The 18,293-nt window shown below is 65.7% G+C and carries 20 protein-coding genes; 7 read left to right on the forward strand and 13 right to left on the reverse strand.

Annotated features, from left to right (window positions below; genetic code table 11):
• The first annotated feature begins 122 nt into the window (after positions 1–122).
• Complete coding sequence (gene tipF / locus GGR13_RS08615) at positions 123–1,397, forward strand: flagella assembly cyclic-di-GMP phosphodiesterase TipF (protein ID WP_183213071.1); 1,275 nt, start codon at positions 123–125, stop codon at positions 1,395–1,397.
• 22 nt (positions 1,398–1,419) lie between these two features.
• On the opposite strand, the gene cysE is transcribed toward tipF, so the two are convergent.
• The 4 genes from cysE to GGR13_RS08635 form a co-directional block, all read right to left on the reverse strand.
• The gene (gene cysE / locus GGR13_RS08620; RefSeq protein ID WP_183213072.1) at positions 1,420–2,241 is read right to left on the reverse strand and encodes a serine O-acetyltransferase; all 822 of its coding nucleotides are present in this window, start codon (positions 2,239–2,241) and stop codon (positions 1,420–1,422) included.
• Positions 2,242–2,261: 20 nt separating this feature from the next.
• Positions 2,262–2,903, reverse strand: a complete 642-nt coding sequence (locus tag GGR13_RS08625) for an NUDIX domain-containing protein (RefSeq protein ID WP_343060321.1) — start codon at positions 2,901–2,903, stop codon at positions 2,262–2,264.
• Between the two features lie 51 nt (positions 2,904–2,954).
• Positions 2,955–4,100, reverse strand: coding sequence for a SpbR family protein (gene spbR / locus GGR13_RS08630; RefSeq protein WP_183213152.1), 1,146 nt, complete (start codon positions 4,098–4,100; stop codon positions 2,955–2,957).
• Positions 4,101–4,173: 73 nt separating this feature from the next.
• Entirely contained in the window at positions 4,174–4,974 is an 801-nt protein-coding gene (locus GGR13_RS08635) for a transglycosylase SLT domain-containing protein (RefSeq protein WP_183213153.1), read from the reverse strand.
• 163 nt (positions 4,975–5,137) lie between these two features.
• Here GGR13_RS08635 and GGR13_RS08640 point away from each other — a divergent pair, with 163 nt between their 5' ends.
• Positions 5,138–5,881 (forward strand): TonB family protein, encoded by a 744-nt coding sequence (locus GGR13_RS08640; RefSeq protein ID WP_183213073.1) that lies wholly within the window; start codon positions 5,138–5,140, stop codon positions 5,879–5,881.
• Here the strand turns inward: GGR13_RS08640 and GGR13_RS08645 are convergent.
• The 6 genes from GGR13_RS08645 to thiS all read right to left on the reverse strand — a co-directional run bounded on the left by GGR13_RS08645 (position 5,862) and on the right by thiS (position 11,069).
• Positions 5,862–6,881, reverse strand: a complete 1,020-nt coding sequence (locus tag GGR13_RS08645; protein ID WP_343060322.1) for an NAD(P)/FAD-dependent oxidoreductase — start codon at positions 6,879–6,881, stop codon at positions 5,862–5,864. The genes GGR13_RS08640 and GGR13_RS08645 overlap by 20 nt on opposite strands.
• A 49-nt stretch (positions 6,882–6,930) precedes the next feature.
• Positions 6,931–8,625 carry a tetratricopeptide repeat protein gene (locus GGR13_RS08650; protein ID WP_183213074.1) on the reverse strand — a complete coding sequence of 565 codons (1,695 nt, stop codon included), beginning with the start codon at positions 8,623–8,625 and terminating at the stop codon, positions 6,931–6,933.
• 63 nt (positions 8,626–8,688) lie between these two features.
• A complete protein-coding gene (locus GGR13_RS08655; protein ID WP_183213075.1) occupies positions 8,689–9,468 on the reverse strand; it encodes a thiazole synthase in 780 nt (259 codons plus the stop codon).
• A gap of 50 nt (positions 9,469–9,518) precedes the next feature.
• Entirely contained in the window at positions 9,519–10,556 is a 1,038-nt protein-coding gene (locus GGR13_RS08660; protein WP_183213076.1) for an SPFH domain-containing protein, read from the reverse strand.
• A gap of 16 nt (positions 10,557–10,572) precedes the next feature.
• Positions 10,573–10,794, reverse strand: coding sequence for a hypothetical protein (locus GGR13_RS08665; RefSeq protein WP_183213077.1), 222 nt, complete (start codon positions 10,792–10,794; stop codon positions 10,573–10,575).
• A gap of 77 nt (positions 10,795–10,871) precedes the next feature.
• Complete coding sequence (gene thiS, locus GGR13_RS08670; protein ID WP_183213078.1) at positions 10,872–11,069, reverse strand: sulfur carrier protein ThiS; 198 nt, start codon at positions 11,067–11,069, stop codon at positions 10,872–10,874.
• 98 nt (positions 11,070–11,167) lie between these two features.
• Between thiS and aroQ the strand changes: the two genes are divergently transcribed.
• Genes aroQ through aat form a run of 4 tightly spaced genes read left to right on the forward strand, consistent with a single transcriptional unit; the run spans position 11,168 to position 14,193 of the window.
• Positions 11,168–11,620, forward strand: a complete 453-nt coding sequence (aroQ, locus tag GGR13_RS08675) for a type II 3-dehydroquinate dehydratase (protein ID WP_183213079.1) — start codon at positions 11,168–11,170, stop codon at positions 11,618–11,620.
• Positions 11,621–11,622: 2 nt separating this feature from the next.
• A complete protein-coding gene (gene accB, locus GGR13_RS08680; RefSeq protein ID WP_183213080.1) occupies positions 11,623–12,147 on the forward strand; it encodes an acetyl-CoA carboxylase biotin carboxyl carrier protein in 525 nt (174 codons plus the stop codon).
• Between the two features lie 4 nt (positions 12,148–12,151).
• Positions 12,152–13,504 (forward strand): acetyl-CoA carboxylase biotin carboxylase subunit, encoded by a 1,353-nt coding sequence (accC, locus tag GGR13_RS08685; RefSeq protein WP_183213081.1) that lies wholly within the window; start codon positions 12,152–12,154, stop codon positions 13,502–13,504.
• Positions 13,501–14,193, forward strand: a complete 693-nt coding sequence (aat, locus tag GGR13_RS08690; RefSeq protein ID WP_221230579.1) for a leucyl/phenylalanyl-tRNA--protein transferase — start codon at positions 13,501–13,503, stop codon at positions 14,191–14,193. Before accC ends, aat begins: the two co-directional genes overlap by 4 nt.
• On the opposite strand, the gene GGR13_RS08695 is transcribed toward aat, so the two are convergent.
• Positions 14,160–14,813, reverse strand: a complete 654-nt coding sequence (locus GGR13_RS08695) for a DUF2155 domain-containing protein (protein WP_246347743.1) — start codon at positions 14,811–14,813, stop codon at positions 14,160–14,162. The genes aat and GGR13_RS08695 overlap by 34 nt on opposite strands.
• 5 nt (positions 14,814–14,818) lie before the next feature.
• Entirely contained in the window at positions 14,819–15,211 is a 393-nt protein-coding gene (locus GGR13_RS08700) for an NADH:ubiquinone oxidoreductase subunit NDUFA12 (RefSeq protein WP_183213083.1), read from the reverse strand.
• Between the two features lie 204 nt (positions 15,212–15,415).
• Here GGR13_RS08700 and GGR13_RS08705 point away from each other — a divergent pair, with 204 nt between their 5' ends.
• Positions 15,416–18,067: a TSCPD domain-containing protein gene (locus tag GGR13_RS08705; RefSeq protein WP_183213084.1), complete on the forward strand. Its 2,652-nt coding sequence runs from the start codon at positions 15,416–15,418 to the stop codon at positions 18,065–18,067.
• 85 nt (positions 18,068–18,152) lie between these two features.
• Here the strand turns inward: GGR13_RS08705 and GGR13_RS08710 are convergent.
• On the reverse strand, positions 18,153–18,293 hold a 141-nt coding region (locus GGR13_RS08710; RefSeq protein WP_484478986.1), incomplete at its 5' end, for an EF-Tu C-terminal domain-related protein.

Raw genomic sequence — 18,293 nt, forward strand, 5'->3', positions numbered from 1 at the left:
GCGTATTCCTCATAAATGGCGCGGATCTGTCAGCCGACGCCCTAGCTGTTTGCTTCAGATAGACTGATACTCGACCGATTCCATCCGGGAAGACGGATTCTCCGTTCCCCAGTCTGGTGACCATGCGCGCGCTGACAACCGGTTTTCTGTTCTTCGGCTACCTGTTCATCGCCATGACGGTGGGGGCATTCCTTTGGCGCGCCGGTCTCGGTGGCGGCGCAGGCATCGCTGCCACGGTCGGCACACTTGGCGTTATGGGCTGTATCCACCTGTTCATTTCCGGCAAGAGCGAGCGGACATCGCTGCGCCATGAAATCAGCAACGTCCGCGAGGCCCACCGTCTGCTGGCGGATGCGATGGAGGCGACCCAAGTCGCCCTGACCGAGCTCGCCCAGGCCATCGAAACCGGTGCCCTGTCCCGGACCGAGGAACTGACGGGCGAGGTCCGGATGCTGGAAATGCTGATCCAGGACATGTCCAGCAGCATCGACGATCGACTGAAGGTCACGCCCCTCGTCGCTCCGGACAGTCCTGACATGAGGCGTCATCAGCAGGGCAACATCCTGCTCAAGACCGTGCACGATGCCCTGAGCGAGAACCGGGTCGATCTGTATCTGCAGCCCGTGGTCAGCCTGCCGCAGCGGCGCACGGTGTTCTACGAAAGCTTCACCCGACTGCGCGACTCGACCGATCGGGTGATGATGCCCGCAGAATATCTGTCGATCGCCGAAGGCGAGGGTCTGGTTCCCGCCATCGACAACCTGCTCCTGTTCCGCTGTGCCCAGATCGTCCGACGCCTCGCCCGTCAGGACCGCAAGGTCGGGGTGTTTTGCAATGTCGCCCTGTCTTCGCTCGGAGACGAGACCTTCTTTCCCCAGTTTCTCGATTTCCTTTCCGAAAACCGCGATCTGAACCAGGCCCTGATCTTCGAACTGGGCCAGGCGACCTTCGACAGTCGCGGCGCGATCGAGGCCCGGAACATGGCCAAGCTGGCTGACCTCGGCTTCCGGTTCTCGCTCGACAAGGTCCAGACTCTCGACCTCAACTTCACCGACCTCCAGCGTGCAGACGTTCGTTTCATCAAGGTCGCGGCCGACCTGCTGATCGAACAGCTGCTGGACCCGGATTTCGGCCCGGCCATACCGAGCCTGCGCGATATCACGGCGGCTGATTTCGCTGCCCTGACCCGCCGCTATGGCATCGAGGTGATCGCCGAGAAATGCGAGACCGAGCGCCAGATCGTCGACATCCTCGAACTCGATGTGAAGATGGGCCAGGGGCATCTGTTTGGCGAACCCAGGGCCATCAAGGAAGCTGTCCTGGCCGAGACGGATCCACCCGCCGACTTTGTCCGCTCGAACCTGATGAGTGCCGAAAGGCGCAGGCGCTACGCCTGATCCCCGCACGTTCACCCGGCTGCTAGATCACGAAATCGTAGACGACGTCGGCAAGCGTGTGATCCATGGTCCGCGCTGGCTCCGCCTCCGTCGGGCAGTTGACCAGACGTGCAGGGACACCGGCAACAGTACAGCCCGGCGGTACAGCCTTGAGGACCACCGATCCTGAGGCGACCTTGGCAAAGTCTCCCACAACGATGTTCCCGAGGACCTTGGCACCGGCGCCCAGCAACACGCCGCGTCCGATCTTGGGGTGACGATCGCCACGTTCGGCTCCGGTCCCACCGAGCGTCACGCCATGCAGCATGGACACTTCATCGCCAACCACCGCCGTCTCGCCGATGACGATGCCCGTGCCGTGGTCGACGAAAATGCCCGCTCCCATGCGGGCCGCAGGATGGATGTCGACCTGAAACAGCTCCGAGATGCGGCTCTGGAAATGGAACGCCAGCGTCTCGCGCCCCTGTCCCCACAGCCAGTGTGATACCCGCCAGGCCTGAAGCGCCTGAAACCCCTTGAAGTAGAGAAAGGGCTGCAGCAGCGTCTTGATCGCCGGATCGCGCTCGGCGACGGCCTTGAGATCCGCTTCCGCCGCCGCAACGATGGACTCATCAGTCGCAAAGGCATTGGCACAGACCTCGCGGACACTCATGGCCGCGAGTTCATTGTCACCCAGTTTGCGTGCGATCTGAAAACTCAGGGCACTCGCCAGGTCACCGTGGGACAGGACCGTGGCATTCATCAGCGATCCCAGATGCGGCTCGCTCCGCGCAGCATCCTCGGCCGAGGCGCGCAGCTGCGACCAGATCTCCGACCGGGATACGACGACTTCGAGATGGGCCATGACGCCTCCTGCAGCCTGCATCATACCCGGGTCAGCATGGCATGTACCAGCCACCCCGGGATCAGGCTCTCCCGCGCCATATGGTAGGCCCGCAGCGCTGTCGCCACTGTAAAGGCATCCCGGACCGCACCCCGGTCGATTTCGGCCATCAGGGTCATGAACGGCACGCGCACGGTCACGATAACCTCAGTGGGGTCGGGGGCGATGGGCACCGGCGACAGATCCCAAGCTAGCCAGCCGATGGCCTTTTCGTCTGTCACCGAATTCGACATTTCCATCCTGAGCACTTCGCGCCAGGTACCCGCCGCCAGCCCGGCCTCCTCGGCCAGTTCGCGCTTGGCCCCGTCCAGCGGATCCTCGCCGAAAGGCGCGCCGCCCTCCGGCATCTCCCAGGAGTAGTTCATGAGCGCAAACCGCGACTGTCCCACCAGGGTCACCGTCCCGTCGGAATGCAGCGGCAGAACCCCGACCGCCAGATTCTTGGGTCTCAGCACCGCATAGGTCGAGGCAAGACCGGTTGGGGCTATGGCGGAGTGCTCGGTAACGCTGAGCCAGGCGTTATCATAGACCACCTGTCGTTCCTGATCCTGCCAGGCTGGCACGGGTGCAAGGCCCTTGGCCCAGATCGCTTCGGGGACAGGATCGTCTTCGGTTTTTGTCACGGCATCGATATGACACCGACCGCAGGCAAGGACCAGCGCAAGCGGACCTGATCAGGCTGCGTTGGCAGCCGGATATCGGTTCTGGGCTTCGGCCGGCTGGTCCAGTCGTTCCATCAGATAGGCCAGATCCTCGCGCGGTGCGTTCGGACGCTGGGTCAGGAAACGCTCCAGCATGGTCTGACGGAACATCTCGCCGGATGTGTCGGCTCCCTCGGCCTGCAACTGCCGCCAGGTATCGACGCCTGCACGGAAGGCCTGGAACAGGCGCGGTGGCAGCCCGGCCCGGTCGTAAATCGCCTTGAGGCCCAGGGGTCCGGCATCGTGCACCATCAGCCAGGCACGCTGGTGCGGCGTCCCGGCCAGTTCTGCCAGGGCATGCTCGAACAGGCTCATCTGGCCTCTTGCGAGTGCGCGCAGGAGCAGAGAGGCGCTGAGCGCCTTTCGGGCATTCAGCTGGGCCACAAAGACCGGCAGGTCGGGCGTCACTGTCGCCTGGTCGATCAGGTCAACGGTCGCTCGCTCCCTCGCATACCCCGCCAGCATGATCGCCGTCTCCGGCGTCACGGCGTGACGGCTGATCAGGTGTTCACGGACCATCTCGCTGGCCAGATTGACCAACCGCTCGGTCACGTGGATCGGCAGCACCTGACGATAGGCCATGGCGGCAACAACTTCGGGTGCATCGCCGAACCGGTCGACGATGCGACCCAGCGAATCCTGGGAAATGTCCGCATTATCGTTCGACGCCAGGGTTCGAACCGCTTCCTGGCAGCCGTCGACCGTCAGGGCCTCTGCCACGTCGCGAGAGACGCGGGCGCGCGCCGCAACCGCGATCTGTCGGGCCGCCGACCCGGCCTGCACGATTTCGATCAGGTCACCATCGCTGAATGACGGCGAAAATCCGATGATCGGCAGGGCGACCGTGTCGACATCAGCCGCCAGCTTCCGTGCGAGATCGCGCGGGATCAGGTCCGAACATTTCAGGGTCACCGCCATGGCACGGCGAACGAGTTCGGCAGCATCGCCTGCCAGCACCCTCAGGATTTTCTGTGCCGCCTCCCGATCGTCGTCCGACAGATCGACCTTGTCCATGCTGCGGCACAGCTTGTGGGCAGCCGCAGCCCGTTCATCCTCGTCGTCTGCCTTGATCAGGCGCCGGATATCGATCTCTGTCAGACGGGCGCGGTAGGCGGTCATCATGTGGGCTCGTCGGGTTCGGCGGGGTCTCTTGCGCCAGAGTGCGCCGGTTTGCTTAACGCCCGGTTTACCATCAGGCGGCAGTCGGCGGATCCGGGGCGAAAGCCCCTCCAAAACCGCCGCCCTTGCCCTCGCCATCCTGGCCCAGCAGCAGGGTCAGGAGGCTCTGGTTCTGCTTCAGTCGATCGAGGCGCGCGGCCATCTGTATGTCGCGCTCTGCGTCTGTGGGAGGCGCTTTTGGCTGCCCTCCGGACCCCATCGCAGGCGCACCTTCGCCAGCATGGCGTTGCAGATTGGCATGCACCTCAGCAACCGTCGCGCCGCGACCGTCACGATAGAAGATCGATCGGTTCGCCGAGGCAGCCTCGGGGAACATGGCAGCAGCATTGGCACCCGGGCGGGACGCCATCGCCTCCATCAACTGGCCAGCACCGGCAGGACCCAGGAAATGCGCCGCATACAGATCGCCTGCCCCGGGCTCGCGTCCGGTCCTGCCGCGCAGATAGGCTGCATTGGAGGCCGTCAGTTCGGCAGCCATGGCCGACGCGGCCTGCGGATCGAAGCGCAGGTCCAGCACCACATTCCGCGCCGAACCCTCGACTCGCCAGCGCCCGTCATTGCCGCGGTGGATCAGGTCGGCATACTGCCCGTAGCCGTGCTTGGCTCCGGACTGTTTGACCGTCGCCAGCCAGGTCTGCTCGATGAACTGGAACAGGCCCGCGGCGCTGGAGGTCCGGGCCCGTGCCGCCGGGTTGAAGGCACTCTCGCGACGGGCCGTCTTGATCAGAAAATCATAGTCCACGCCGGTGGCGCTGGACGCACGCCGGATGGCTGCTTCCACGCCGTTTCCTGAGGGAATCGCTCCGACGGTCATGCTCATGAGGGTGGGAGATCGTGGTTAAGAGAACCTTAATATGAACAATTCCTCAACGCCGCGGCTGGGGAGGAATCGCAGTTATCCCCGCCTCGATTTCGCCACAACCAGAGCGCGTTCTTTCACGACGGGGGTGCTGGGGAGCGGCCTTGGAGAGACGGCCATGATGATCCAGACTGCCGGCGGTCCCGGCGCAGTTCATCCGATCGATTTCGGTGAACGAAAGGCTCCTGTTCCGCGATGGCTGTGGATCGCCATCGGGGCCTCGGCCGTGATCCACATCGGCATTGGGGTGGCGCTCTACAACCAGCGTTTTGCGCTCGAGGAGCCCGTTGCGCCGCCGCCAGAACCCCGAAGCTTCCAGGTCGAGTTTACCCGACCCCCGCCCCCGCCTCCGACGCTTGACAAGCCCCGGCCTTCGCCGCCCGCAAACCTGCCGTTGAACAGGACCCCGGCACCGACTACGCCCGTTGATGTCCTGACCGCCGTCGTACCGGAGACGCCCGTCTCCAACAGCGGTCCGGTTTTCAGTCTCACGGATCTGGCTCCACCCGCCCCTGTATCCGAGCCGACGACCGCGCCAGCCGATCCTCCGCGCGGCCCTCCGGTAATCCAGAAACCCGACTGGATCCAGCGCCCGACCGGAGCCCAGTTGATGGCGGCCTATCCGGATCGTGCGTTGGGAGCCGGCGTCGAAGGCGTCGCATCCCTGCGCTGTGGGGTTCGGGCCAATGGCTCGATCACAGCCTGTTCGGTGGCGTCGGAGTCTCCGACCGGCAACGGGTTCGGTAACGCCGCCGTTCGTCTCAGCCGCTATTTCCGCATCAGCCCGCAGACGATCGACGGGCAGGCCGTCGACGGCGCAACCGTGATGGTGAATATCCGCTTCAACCTGCCGGACGACTGAAGCGCTGCGGATCGAGGGCCCGGGCCGGGGGCGCCGGTGCCAGGCCCTCGATCCCGTCTGCAACACTCTGACCGACCAGCGGCCCGAGCAGCCAGCCGTTGCGTCGAGGGGCAAGGGCCAGATGCAGGCCCGGCTCACCGGACGGACCCGCCATGGGCAGTCCGTCCGGGGTGGCCCCCCTGATGCCCACACGCCACGCCACGGGCCGATCGCGGAGATCTCGCGCGGTCAGCCTTTCTGCCACCGCGAGCAAGGTTTCCGCTTCCATACCGTCAACCGACAGATCCCGCCGGCCTGTGCCCATCGACGCGCCAATGACAGTCCCTTTGCCCATGGGTGCCAGGTACCCACTCTCACCGCGGACGACGACGTCACCGGCGGGCTCGCCTGTCCAGCCGATCTGACCCCGGATGGGGACGATGGCGTTCACCAGGGTCATGACCGATTCCGGCACCCCCTCCGGCGGCGCAGCTGCGCCTGTCGCCAAGACCACGGCCCTGGCCTTGACCGTGCCCTCGGCCGTGCCGACGGCCCAGCCACCGTCCGAGCGGGTCAGGGACAAGGCTTCTCCAGCGACCACATGCCCCGCCCGTCGCCTCAAGGCGACAAGGGCAGGTTCGGGCTCGACCTGCCGATCGTCGGTCCAGACGCCGCCGTCACGGACGTCGGCCGCAAACCCCAGTCGTCGCGCGGCATTGGCCACTTCGTCGGCTGAGTCGCCTCGCCAGACCGACGGGCCCGGCTTCAGCGCGATCGATGTCCGACGCGCAAACTCCGGCCACAGATCCGCGGCCTCGCGCAGCAGTCTGGCCCGGTCGGAGGTTGCTCCATCCAGCACGGATTCCATCGCCGGGGCGATCATGCCGGCCGCGACGGAGGAGGCATTTGCGGCTCCCGGGTCGAGGACGATCACCCTGTGCCCCCGGGCGGTCAGCTCGACCGCTACGCACAGTCCCAGAACACCGCCGCCGACGATCACGATGTCACATTTGAGAGCCACGCTGGCTCCTAACACCTTTCCGCAGCAAAGGAGGAGCGGCCTCTCTGAATCAGGCCGCCTTCAGCGACATCTCTCCGCCGACCCACTCGACCCTCGAGCGGGTCCGGGCAGCCGCGGCGGCCTCGGAATTGCCAAGCGCTGTCTCGGCCTCTGCCAGCACGAACAGGCTGTAGGGATCGCTCGGCCAGTCGGTCAGCAGTTCCTCGACCTTGGCCTTGGCCCCGGCGGCATCGCCACTGGCCAGCAACGCTGCCGCAAGACTGCGACGGGTTGGATACCAGATGACCGGCGGGTCGCCGCCCTCCTCGCCCATGGCCTGGATTTCGGCGGCGCGGGTAAAGGCGGCCACGGCGGCCTGCGGGTTGTCCTCCAGCATCGCTGCGCGACCTTCGAGGATCCGCTGCGACAGTTCCGTAAAACCGGTCTGCTGCATGGCCATCGGCCCTTCGAACGACGCAGCCTCCCGCAGCGCCTTGATGGCCGCGGCTTCGGCCCGGACCGCCGCCGGGTCGCCGCGCCGCGCTGCGGCTTCTCCCCGTGCGTAACGCCAGCTGATCCGCAGCAGGGGATGCGTCGCCGGCGGCTCCTTCAAGGCCGCGACGGCCTCCTGACCGGCAAACCGGCCGTAGACGGCATAGGCATTGTTGGTGACGATCTGGCGCCAAACATTGGTGGCCGGGATATCGCCATAGGTCCGCAGGAACCAGTCCGCGAGCGGGACGCCATCCTCGGCACCGCCCGCCATCAGCGCTCCGCCCATCCCGAAATGCAGGTTATGGCCGTGCAGGGGCATCCCCGGGATGCCGCCGGGCGGTCTGGCCAGGGCGTCGTAACGCTTGTCCAGCGCGACAGCATTCACATTGGAGCGCATCGCATCCTTGTACCGCCCGACCCGGTAAAAGGTATGCGACGGCATATGGACAAGGTGGCTGGCCGAAGGTGCTAGCCGGGCCAGTTTCTCGCCATAGGGAATGGCCTTGTGGGGATCGTCCGACCACTCCGTCAGATGGATATAGAGATGGATGGCTCCCGCATCGTTTGGAGCCTGCGCCAGCGCACGCTCCAGCAGGCTCATGGCGCGCGTGATCCCGGGATCAGCGGCCTTGCCGTCTTCATCCCACCAGTCATCGGCCTTGATCATCCAGGCATCGGCTGCGACGGCCGCAAGGGTCAGATCGGTCGGGCTACGCTCGGCCAGACGGTCCATGGCGCGGGCGAAGCGCAGCGCCTGACCCGAGCGAAAGCCCGAGTACCGCTGGATCAGCGCATCGATCATCTGGCGCTGCAGGGGCGCGGCGTCCCGGGCCAGCCTGCGGGCGTCCTGAGCGGCCTTTCGCGCAGCGGCGATCGAGGCGTCGTCATTGCCGCCACCGTTCAGATTGGGACCCAGAGCCCAGGCCTCGCCCCAGGCACACAGGCCGCACGTCGGGTCCAGCAGCCGCGCCTTGCGAAAGGCCCTGACGCTTTCCGAATGCTCGAACGCCCACCGCAGCCGGACACCATGATCAAACCAGGCCTGAGCCTCGGGAACGGCCGTATCGATCCGGAAGCCGCCGTTCCCGAAGCCGTCGACCATGACCATGTCGGCGACCGGCGTCGCACCCAGTGCCGACCCCACGCGACCACAGACCTGGGGATTTGAAATCAGATCGACCCTGGTCTCGCTTCGGGTCGCATCAGCAAGGGCGATCGGACTGATCAGACAGGCCGCAATGGCCGAAAAGGCGAGCAGTTGGCGGCGCATGGCTTGGGTCCCCTCCGTTCTTCGGCAATCTGACCCGGATTTCGGCGCTTGGCGAGGGCGGCCTCAGATCAGGCCGGCCATCGGGGAAGACGCGCTGGCATACAGGCGTTTCGGCATCCGCCCGGCCAGATAGGATCCCCGGCCTGCAATGACGGCATGCTTCATCGCGCTGGCCATCAGGATCGGGTCGCGCGCGCCGGCAATGGCGGTGTTCATCAGCACTGCGTCACAGCCCAGTTCCATGGCGATGGTCGCGTCGGACGCCGTGCCCACGCCGGCATCGACCAGTACCGGTACGCCCGCCTGTTCCACGATCAGCCTGATGTTGACGCGGTTCTGGATCCCCAACCCCGAGCCGATCGGGGCGGCAGCCGGCATGATCGCCGCAGCGCCGGCATCCTCGAGGCGTTTGGCCATCACGACGTCGTCGGTGCAGTAGACCATGACATCGAACCCGTCCTTGACCAGCAGATCCAGCGCGCGGAGCGTCTCGACCATGTCGGGGTAGAGGTGCGGGGTGTCGGACAGGACCTCCAGCTTGACCAGCCCCCACCCTCCGGCCTCGCGCGCCAGACGCAGGGTCCGCACCGCGTCCTCGCCCGTGAAACAGCCCGCCGTATTGGGCAGGAAGGTGAACCGCTCGGGCTTCACATAATCCACCAGCATCGGCTGCGAGGGGTCGGACAGGTTCACGCGCCGCAGCGCAACGGTCACGATCTCGGCCCCTGCGGCTTCGGCAGCCGCCGCGTTCTGGGCATAGTCGGCATATTTGCCGGTGCCGACGATCAGCCGCGACGAGAAGGTGCGACCGGCGACGGTCCAGGTATCGGAAGAGCTTGTCATCCGTCCGATCTAGGCGTCAGCGCCGCCCGGCGAAAGGCGGCGCTGACGCTTTATCGGTTGCCTTCGTTCTGGGCGTTCCGGCTTTCGATCAGGGTCGACAGATTGACCCCCTGACCGATCACGCAGGTGTTGGCGTTCAGCGGGCACAGACCCAGGGTCCGCTCGATCTCGCGCAGACGCACCACCTCGGGATTGGAGCGGATCGATTCGGCCAGCAGCCGGTTGGCCTCGGCCTGCCCACGCGCCTGGGCGATGCGGGCATCGGCATTGGCGCGCTCCAGATTGACCCGCTCGATCGCCGCCCGGGTGTTCTGTTCGGCGGTCGTGCGCGACTGGATCGCCTGCAGCACGGACTCCGGATACCGGATCGACCCGACCCACTCCATGCGGATGATCTCCAGCCCCTGGGGTGACCACTCGCGCTGCAGGGCCTGCATGGCCTTCTGCAGCACGATCTGGCGTCCTGGGCCGATCAGCTGGCCCGGACAATCCTGGGCATCCGGCGTGCCCGGGACGATCGGTGCCGCATCGGTCGCTGGAACGGCCGCGACCGCTTCGCTAGCCTGTTGCGCATTGCAGGCTACGGGCAGTTTCTCGGTCTCGCGCGCAATCGCCGCCCGCACCGAGGTCCGCAGGGGCCCGTCAATGAAGGCATCGAATTCCTGACGCCACGTCGCATAGAGGTCTGCGGCCTTGTCCTCGCGAATGCGGAACGTCAGGGCCACATCGGCCGTCATGGGCAGGCCGAGGACGTCGGAGAAGGTAATCTCCTCATTCTCTCCGCCGTCGGAATTGGGTTCGCGGGTGTAGCTATAGGTCCGTTGGAGGGTCTGGTAGGTCCGGATCTTTTCGCCGATCCCCTCCCAGTGGAAACCCGGTCCCAGTTCCTGGGGCTGGACGCCCGGTGTCGCACCGAATTTCGTGGTCTTGATGCCGACATAGCCGCTCTCGACGGTCACGCTGCAGCTCGACACCGACAGGGTCATGATCAGCACCAGCAGGATGATCGTGAAGACCAGACCGATCACTCGGCCGACGGACCCGCCGCCACTGGGCATCCGGAGCGCACGCGAAGGTCTGACGGTCATTCGACGGTTTCCATTGTCAACGTTTCAGGGATCGACTGGCCCAGATCGCCAGCTTCCACCCTGCCCACACCAAGGCCATGATTCCGGCCAGACCCACCACTGTTGCCGCGATCAGGCTGCCTGAAAACGGCGCACCGAGCACAGCGGGAACCGCATACCGGATCAGAAAGACAAAGCCGATCAGCAGCCCCGCGCAACCGATGGCAATGCCCAAGGCAATCTTGATTTCACGATCCATGCCGTTCCCCCTCAGTGGTATCTCACAGCAAGGCCTGGAGCGAGGCAACGGATTTGATCGTTATCGCCGGGGTAAACTCAACCGCCGCCAACGAACTGGACGAGTTCGATCCGGTCACCTTCGTCAAGCACTGTCGTGGCGTGCAGCGACTTGGGGACGATCGCAAGATTGCGTTCCACGGCCACCTTGCGCGGGTCGAGACCCAGTTCCTCGACGAGAGCCAGGAGCGTCCTTGCCGTGACTTCTCGCGTATCTCCGTTGACTTGAAGCCGCATACCGTTACGTCAATCCCATACGGACCGACGCTTTGACCCGCGTCAGTCCTCAGTTAAAAGGCCCGCCCGATTCATCTGCGGTCCAACGCCCGGAGCTCATGTCCGAAACGCCTGTCATCTACGTCCTGAACGGCCCCAACCTCAACCTTCTGGGCGAGCGGGAACCGGAAATCTATGGACACGAGACCCTCGCTGACGTGCAGGCAATCTGCGAACGCGCGGCGGGCGACGCACGCGTGGTGTTCCGGCAGTCCAACCACGAGGGTGAACTGATCGACTGGATCCATGAGGCCCGACGGGATGGCTCGGTTCTTGTCCTGAATCCGGCCGGCTACGGACACACTTCGGTCGCCCTGCTGGACGCCTTGAAGACCCTGACGATCCCGATTGTGGAATGCCACCTGTCCAATCCGGCGGCACGCGAGCGTTTCAGGCATCGTTCCTACGTTTCGCCGGTTGCGGCCGGCATCGTTTCGGGCTTTGGCCCCTTCAGTTATGAACTGGCGATCCAGGCTGCCCTGCGCCTGATCCGTCCGTCGAGAGAGACCTGACCATGGCAACCGATAAGCCCAAGTCCGAGACCAAGCTTGCCAATGAACCCGTCGAGATCGACGCGTCCCTGGTGCGGCAACTGGCCGACATCCTGAACGACACCTCCCTGACCGAGATCGAGGTCGAAAGGGGCGAGCTCCGCATCCGGGTCGCCCGCGAGATCACGGCCGCGCCGGTCATGCAGTATGCGGCCGCGCCGCTCGCACAGGCTCCAGTGGCTGCCGCTCCCCAGGCCGCAGCAGCACCGGCGACCATGCCGTCGGATCCCGCGACGATCGTTTCGCGGTCGGGAGAACAGGTGAAGTCGCCGATGGTCGGGACCGTCTACCTTCAGCCCTCTCCCGAGGCATCCGCCTTTGTCTCCGTCGGCGACACGGTCAAGAAGGGCCAGACCCTGCTGATCATCGAAGCCATGAAGACCATGAATCCGATCCAGGCGCCGCGTGACGGTGTTGTCCAGGAGATCCTCGTGGGCGATGCCCAGCCGGTAGAGTTCGGCGAACCTCTCGTCATGCTCGAGGCCTAGGCGCGTGTTCACCAAGGTCCTGATCGCCAACCGGGGCGAAATCGCCCTGCGCATTCACCGGGCGTGCAAGGAGATGGGCATCTCCACGGTCGCCGTACACTCGGAAGCCGATCGGGGCGCCATGTGGGTGCGGCTGGCGGACGAAAGCGTCTGCATCGGCCCGGCCCCTGCGGCAAAGTCGTATCTGAACATCCCCTCGATCATCGCCGCCTGCGAGATCACGGGGGCCCAGGCCGTGCACCCCGGCTATGGCTTCCTGTCCGAGAACGCCCGGTTCGCCGAGATCGTCGAGGCACATGGCATGGCCTTCATCGGCCCCAAGCCCGAGCATATCCGGGTCATGGGCGACAAGATCACAGCGAAACAGACCGTGCTCGACGCCGGCATCCCCTGCGTCCCGGGCTCCCCCGGCGAGGTCGAGACGGTCGAGGATGCCATCGAGGCCTCGAAATCCATTGGCTTCCCCCTGATCGTCAAGGCGTCGGCCGGTGGCGGCGGACGTGGCATGAAGGTCGCCCTGACGGCCGACGATCTGGTCGAGGCCGTCCAGACGGCCCAGTCCGAGGCGCTCGCCGCCTTCGGCAACGGGGCCGTCTACATGGAGCGCTACCTTCAGAAGCCGCGTCATATCGAGATCCAGGTCATTGCCGACAGCCATGGCAATGTCGTGCACCTTGGCGAGCGCGACTGCTCGCTGCAACGGCGCCACCAGAAGGTGCTGGAAGAGGCACCCTCGCCAGCCCTCTCGGCAGCGGAGCGCATCGCCATCGGCGAGACGGTCAACAAGGCGATCGCGAAGATCGGCTACCTCGGCGTCGGCACGATCGAATTCCTCTGGGAGGACGGCGAGTTCTTCTTCATCGAGATGAACACCCGCCTGCAGGTCGAGCATCCGGTCACGGAAGCCATTACTGGCGTCGATCTGGTGCGCGAACAGATCCGCATCGCCGCCGGCCTGCCGCTGTCGTTCACCCAGGACGACATCCATTTCGAAGGCCACGCCATCGAAGTGCGGATCAACGCCGAGAATGCCGAGACCTTTACGCCGTCGCCCGGTACGATCACCGACTTCCATGCCCCGGGCGGCCTCGGCGTCCGGCTGGATAGCGCCATCTACGCAGGCTATTCGATCCCGCCCTTCTACGACAGTCTGATCGGCAAGTTGATCGTCCACGGTCGCGACCGCGGCGAGTGTATCGCCCGGCTGAAGCGCAGCCTGAACGAGATGGTGATCGGTGGCATAGACACCACCATCCCCCTGTTCCAGAAGCTGCTGAACGAGCCGGATATCCTGAGCGGGGACTATGACATCCACTGGCTCGAGAACTGGGCCAAGAAACAGAAGGGCGCGGGCTGAGCGACTTTTCCGCCAGCGAAGGCCCTTTCGGCGGCTTCGGCCCTGACGAACTGCTGCGCTGCTATGCCCGGGGAGTCTTCCCGATGGGCGAGGCGCGCGATGACCCCCGCGTGTTTCTGGTCGAGCCGGACCAGCGGGGTGTGATCCCGCTGAACGCCTTCCACATCCCCGCGCGCCTGCGTCGTACCGTGCGATCGGAACCCTTTGTGGTCAGGGTGGATACGGCCTTTGCCGCCGTTCTGGACGCCTGCGCCAGTCCGGCACCGGGACGGGAGGACACCTGGATCAACGGCCCGATCCGCCGGCTCTATGTCGAACTGCACGCCCGCGGCTTCGCCCATTCCCTTGAATGCTGGAAGGCCGAGCGCCTGGTCGGCGGCCTTTACGGCGTGACGCTGGGGGGCGCGTTCTTCGGCGAGAGCATGTTCAGCCGCGCCGACAATGCCTCCAAGGTCGCCCTGGTCCATCTGGTGGCGCGTCTCCGGCTCGGCGGCTGGACCTTGCTAGATGCCCAGTTCCAGACCGAACACCTCACGCAGTTCGGCACGATCGAGACGCCGCAGTCCGTCTATCTGGCGCTGCTGCAATCGGCGCTGAAAGTGCAGCCGGACAAGAGCGCACTGGCGCAACCGCTCGGCGGGTCAGACGCCGTCGTCTATGCCTTGCAGCCAACGATCCAGGCATCATAGATCGGGTGCTCGAGCCCGCTGACCGCCGGGGTCGAGGCGAACATCCAGCCCTTGAACACCTGACGGGTCTCGACATTCCTCGCACTGGCGCGCGGCTCGACCGAGATTTCCAGATAGGCCACGGAATCCTCGACCAGTTCTTCCGGGGCGGAAACCTCACAGGCCCTCGCCGTGAACACCAGTTGCTTGTTGAAGCGAACCGGACGCCCGCCGACCTCGACCTCGAACCGCATGCTCTGGGCCGTGACCTTGTCGATCGCCTCAACGATCGCGACGCGTCGCCGCTGACGACGATTGGGCACGACAGGCTCGACTAGCTTGGCCGGCACCTCTTCTGTGGCATCCGCCTTGTCGGCTCCATCCTCAGGAAGGATGGCGACAACAAGGGGATCGGTCGGTACGACGACGATCGGTGAAGCCGGGGCCAGATCGGCCGATGGCGCGGGTTCGACGGGTGTGGTCGGGGTCCCGGAGGTCTGTGGGGGATCACGCAACAGGTCGCCGATCGGATCGGGCGTCGCGGGCTGAGCATCCTGAGGCGCGTCCTGGAGCGCAGCCGCCACGACGCCCCCCGACCCCAGCAGGCCCAGGACCGCCACGCCCATCAGCAACGCGCGCATGCGCCTCATTCGGGTTTCCAGGCCTCGTAATCGCCGGTCGCTGCGGGACGGACACCTTCATTGGCCAGCGATCCGGGCGGCCGCCAGGCCAGCGGCGTACCGGTCAGGTTCGGCCGATGATCCTTTTCCCACTTGCGGCGGACCAGCGGTGCCACGGTCGGTGGCTCGTCAAACGTATAATGCAGCCAGCCATGCCAGTCGGGCGAGACCTTGGACGCCTCGGCATAGCCCTCGTAAACGACCCAGCGACGGTGACGACCGTCATAGCTCTGGGTGTCGCGCGCCTGATAGTAGCGATTGCCGTTCTCGTCGGTCCCGATCAGCGTGCCGCGCTTGGCGATGGTGAACAGGGTTCCGATCGTCGCGCCATTGGTCCAGGAGAAAATCTTGCCAAGCACGTCGTGAAATCCCGTCGAAGAACGGCCGTGGCGGATCGCCCGGCTCCGCCCGGAGCATAGAAACCTCAAGGGCTCGCGTCCAGCGCGTCAGTACGGGATCGTCAATCAACATCTTGGGGGTAAACGTCCGGCAACCCACGACATCTATTGATGGGCAGGCGAACCTCGGCCTAGTCTGCGCAACGATCAGCCGGAGGGCCCCGGATGCACATCCCGACGCGTTTTGCGACGCTTGATATCGCACTCGAAAGGCGCGTGATCGATCGCGCGGACACGGTCGCTGATGTCCTTGCCCCCGCCGGCTGGACCGATGTTCGAATCGAGGCCTGGCTGGACTGGCTGGACGATCAGGTGTTCGAACCCGGCAATACCGGCCCGCTCGCCACCGGCGACCGACCGCTTCTCGGCGGGCTCGACGCCTGGGCCCAGACGCTGGCAGGACGCTGCATTGATCTCGGCCTGCTCGACGGGCCTTCCGAAGCCCAGACCCTTGCCCAGGGGCTGGTCCAGACCATGCTCTGCGGCTTGGTCGCGCCCGGCATTGGGGCGGTGGAGCCCGACTGTCCGGTCCTCACCCTCGTCGATCCCGCGAACGTCCGCTTGATCGAGGCCAGGATCGCCGCACGTCATCTGGCCTCTGCCACTTCGGGCGTGGTCGAAGCCGCCGCCCGTGCCCTGAATGCCGTCGCGGATGCGGTCGACCGCTGTGAAGGTCCGCGCGGCGAGTGTGCCACGCCGCGCAAGAACCCTGCCCTCGCCCGCGCCGCGCTGAAGGCCCGTCAGACGGGAGCTTCGGACGCGGCCATCCTCAAGGCCATGGGCGGCGAGCGACTCAGCCTTGATCCTGCCGTCCCGCCAGTCGATCCGCCCCTCGTGCTCGTGGCCAATCGCGAGGCGGTGGCGGCCGGCGGGCCCCACAGCGAACTGTTGGGTCGGGCGGCCCTGAACGGCGATCTCGTCCTTGCATTCGATGCCGCCGATGGCGAGGCTGCGGGGCTACACCTGCGTGCCACGACTGTCCTGCTCAACCTTCCGGTCATCCTGAGGGCGGGAGACGGTTCGCACGACATCCTCTCGGATCTGGTGCGACTCTGGACGGTCGCCCTTGCCGCTGCGGACAGGTCCGCAAGCCACGCGCTTCGGCTGGGACTCGGCGGCCTCGCCGATGTGGTTCTCGGTGAGGGATTGACGACTGCCACGGCCATTGAACACCGGCTCTCGCAGATCGCCGGCACGGTCATCGCCACAGCACAGATCGCTTCCGCAGAAATGGCCACGCTAGGCGGGTCTTCCGAGGGCGTGGACCCCCTGCCCGAGGATGCGGCCGAGCGCCTGCTCCGACAGGCAGGGACGGTCGGCCAGTTTGACGCCTCTCTATCCAGCAGGCTGCAGGACGCGGCCGGTGCCATCAGCCGCGGGCGCTGGCATTCTGCCATAGGCCTTTTTGTTGACGATCCGGAGCAGGCCCTGAGAGCGGGAACCGGGGCCGTGTCTGCCCGTGATCTCTACCAGACCCGCGACGGCGAGATCGTGCCGTGTCTGCGGGCGACACTGGCGCGGGCGATCCGGGCGCACGGCGGTGACGACGAGGCCGCGGAACGCCACCTGCTGGGCCGTCGCACCCTTCTGGATGCCCCGGGGATCAACCACGCCGCATTGCAGGCCCTCGGCTTCACAGCCATCGAACTTGATGCCGTGGAGTCTGCACTGAACAGCGTCCAGCGACTCGATGATGCCTTCGGCCCACTGGTACTGGACCCCGGCTTCGTGCGGGATGTGCTGGATATCGAAGCCGGTGAGGCCGACCTTCTGGCCTTGCTGGGCTTCGAAGACGAGGCTATCGCCGCGGCCGAAGCCTATGCCCTGGGTCACCCTGACCTGACGGCCTGGTCCGACATGCCCGCTTCGCTTCGGGCATGGCTCGACGATCCCGAACGCGAACCCAGCCTGCGCCGTCTGATCGAGCCCTTCAGCGAGACCCCCGATCTGGCACCGCGCGCGATCGACTGGGCCTGCACCCCCGCCCAGGCCGCACGCTTGCTCGGAGAGGCGGCGCGCCAGAATCATCGGGTTGTCAGGCTGGTGCCCACCTCGCCGCCCCCTGGCCCACTGCTGGACCTCCCGGACACTGTGGCCCCGGCCGTCAGCGTACCCCGGCCCGAGCCGACTGTCCGGACGGTCGAGAAGGTGATCGAACGCGTCGTCGAGCGCGACCGGAAGCGGCGGAAACTCCCCGACCGTCGCAAGGGTTATATCCAGAAGGCTGCGGTCGGGGGCCACAAGGTCTACATCCATACCGGCGAGTATGACGACGGAGAACTCGGCGAGATCTTCATCGACATGCACAAGGAAGGGGCCGCCTTCCGCAGTCTGATGAACAATTTCGCCATCGCGATCTCGATCGGCCTGCAGTACGGCGTGCCGCTGGACGAGTTCGTTGATGCCTTCGTCTTCACCCGGTTCGAGCCTGCGGGCCGCGTCACGGGCAACGATTCGATCCGGTCGGCGACCTCGATTCTCGACTACATCTTCCGCGAACTCGGTGTCTCCTATCTGGACCGGACCGAACTTGCGAATGCCGATCCGGACCACCTGAATGCAGACGGCCTAGGGGCCGGTACGGATGACGTCGAGGCGGTCCCGGCGGCCCGGTTCATCTCCAAGGGTTTTGCGCGTGGGGCGGCCCCCGACAATCTGGTCGTCCTGCCTTTCGGTCAGCGCCGGGAGCCGGAAGCGTCTGCCAACGCGCCGACCCATGCCGATGCCTGCCCTTCATGCGGCGACTTCGCCCTGCAGCAGCGCGGTGCCGGATGGATCTGCGACGCCTGTGGCGTGGCGACGTCGCGGTCGGGCTGAGCGCAACCCGTCCCGTATTTCGCAAACAAAAAGGCCCCCCGGTTTGCACCGGGGGGCCTTTCTTGTTTCGGTCGATCGCTGGAGGTTAGGCCAGGATCTTGGCCACGACGCCGGCGCCGACGGTGCGGCCACCTTCACGGATGGCGAAGCGCAGCTTCTCTTCCATGGCGATCGGGGTGATCAGCTCGACGTTCAGCTCGGCATTGTCGCCGGGCATGATCATCTC

Source organism: Brevundimonas variabilis (assembly GCF_014199945.1).
In the GTDB taxonomy this organism is placed as follows: Bacteria; Pseudomonadota; Alphaproteobacteria; order Caulobacterales; family Caulobacteraceae; genus Brevundimonas; species Brevundimonas variabilis.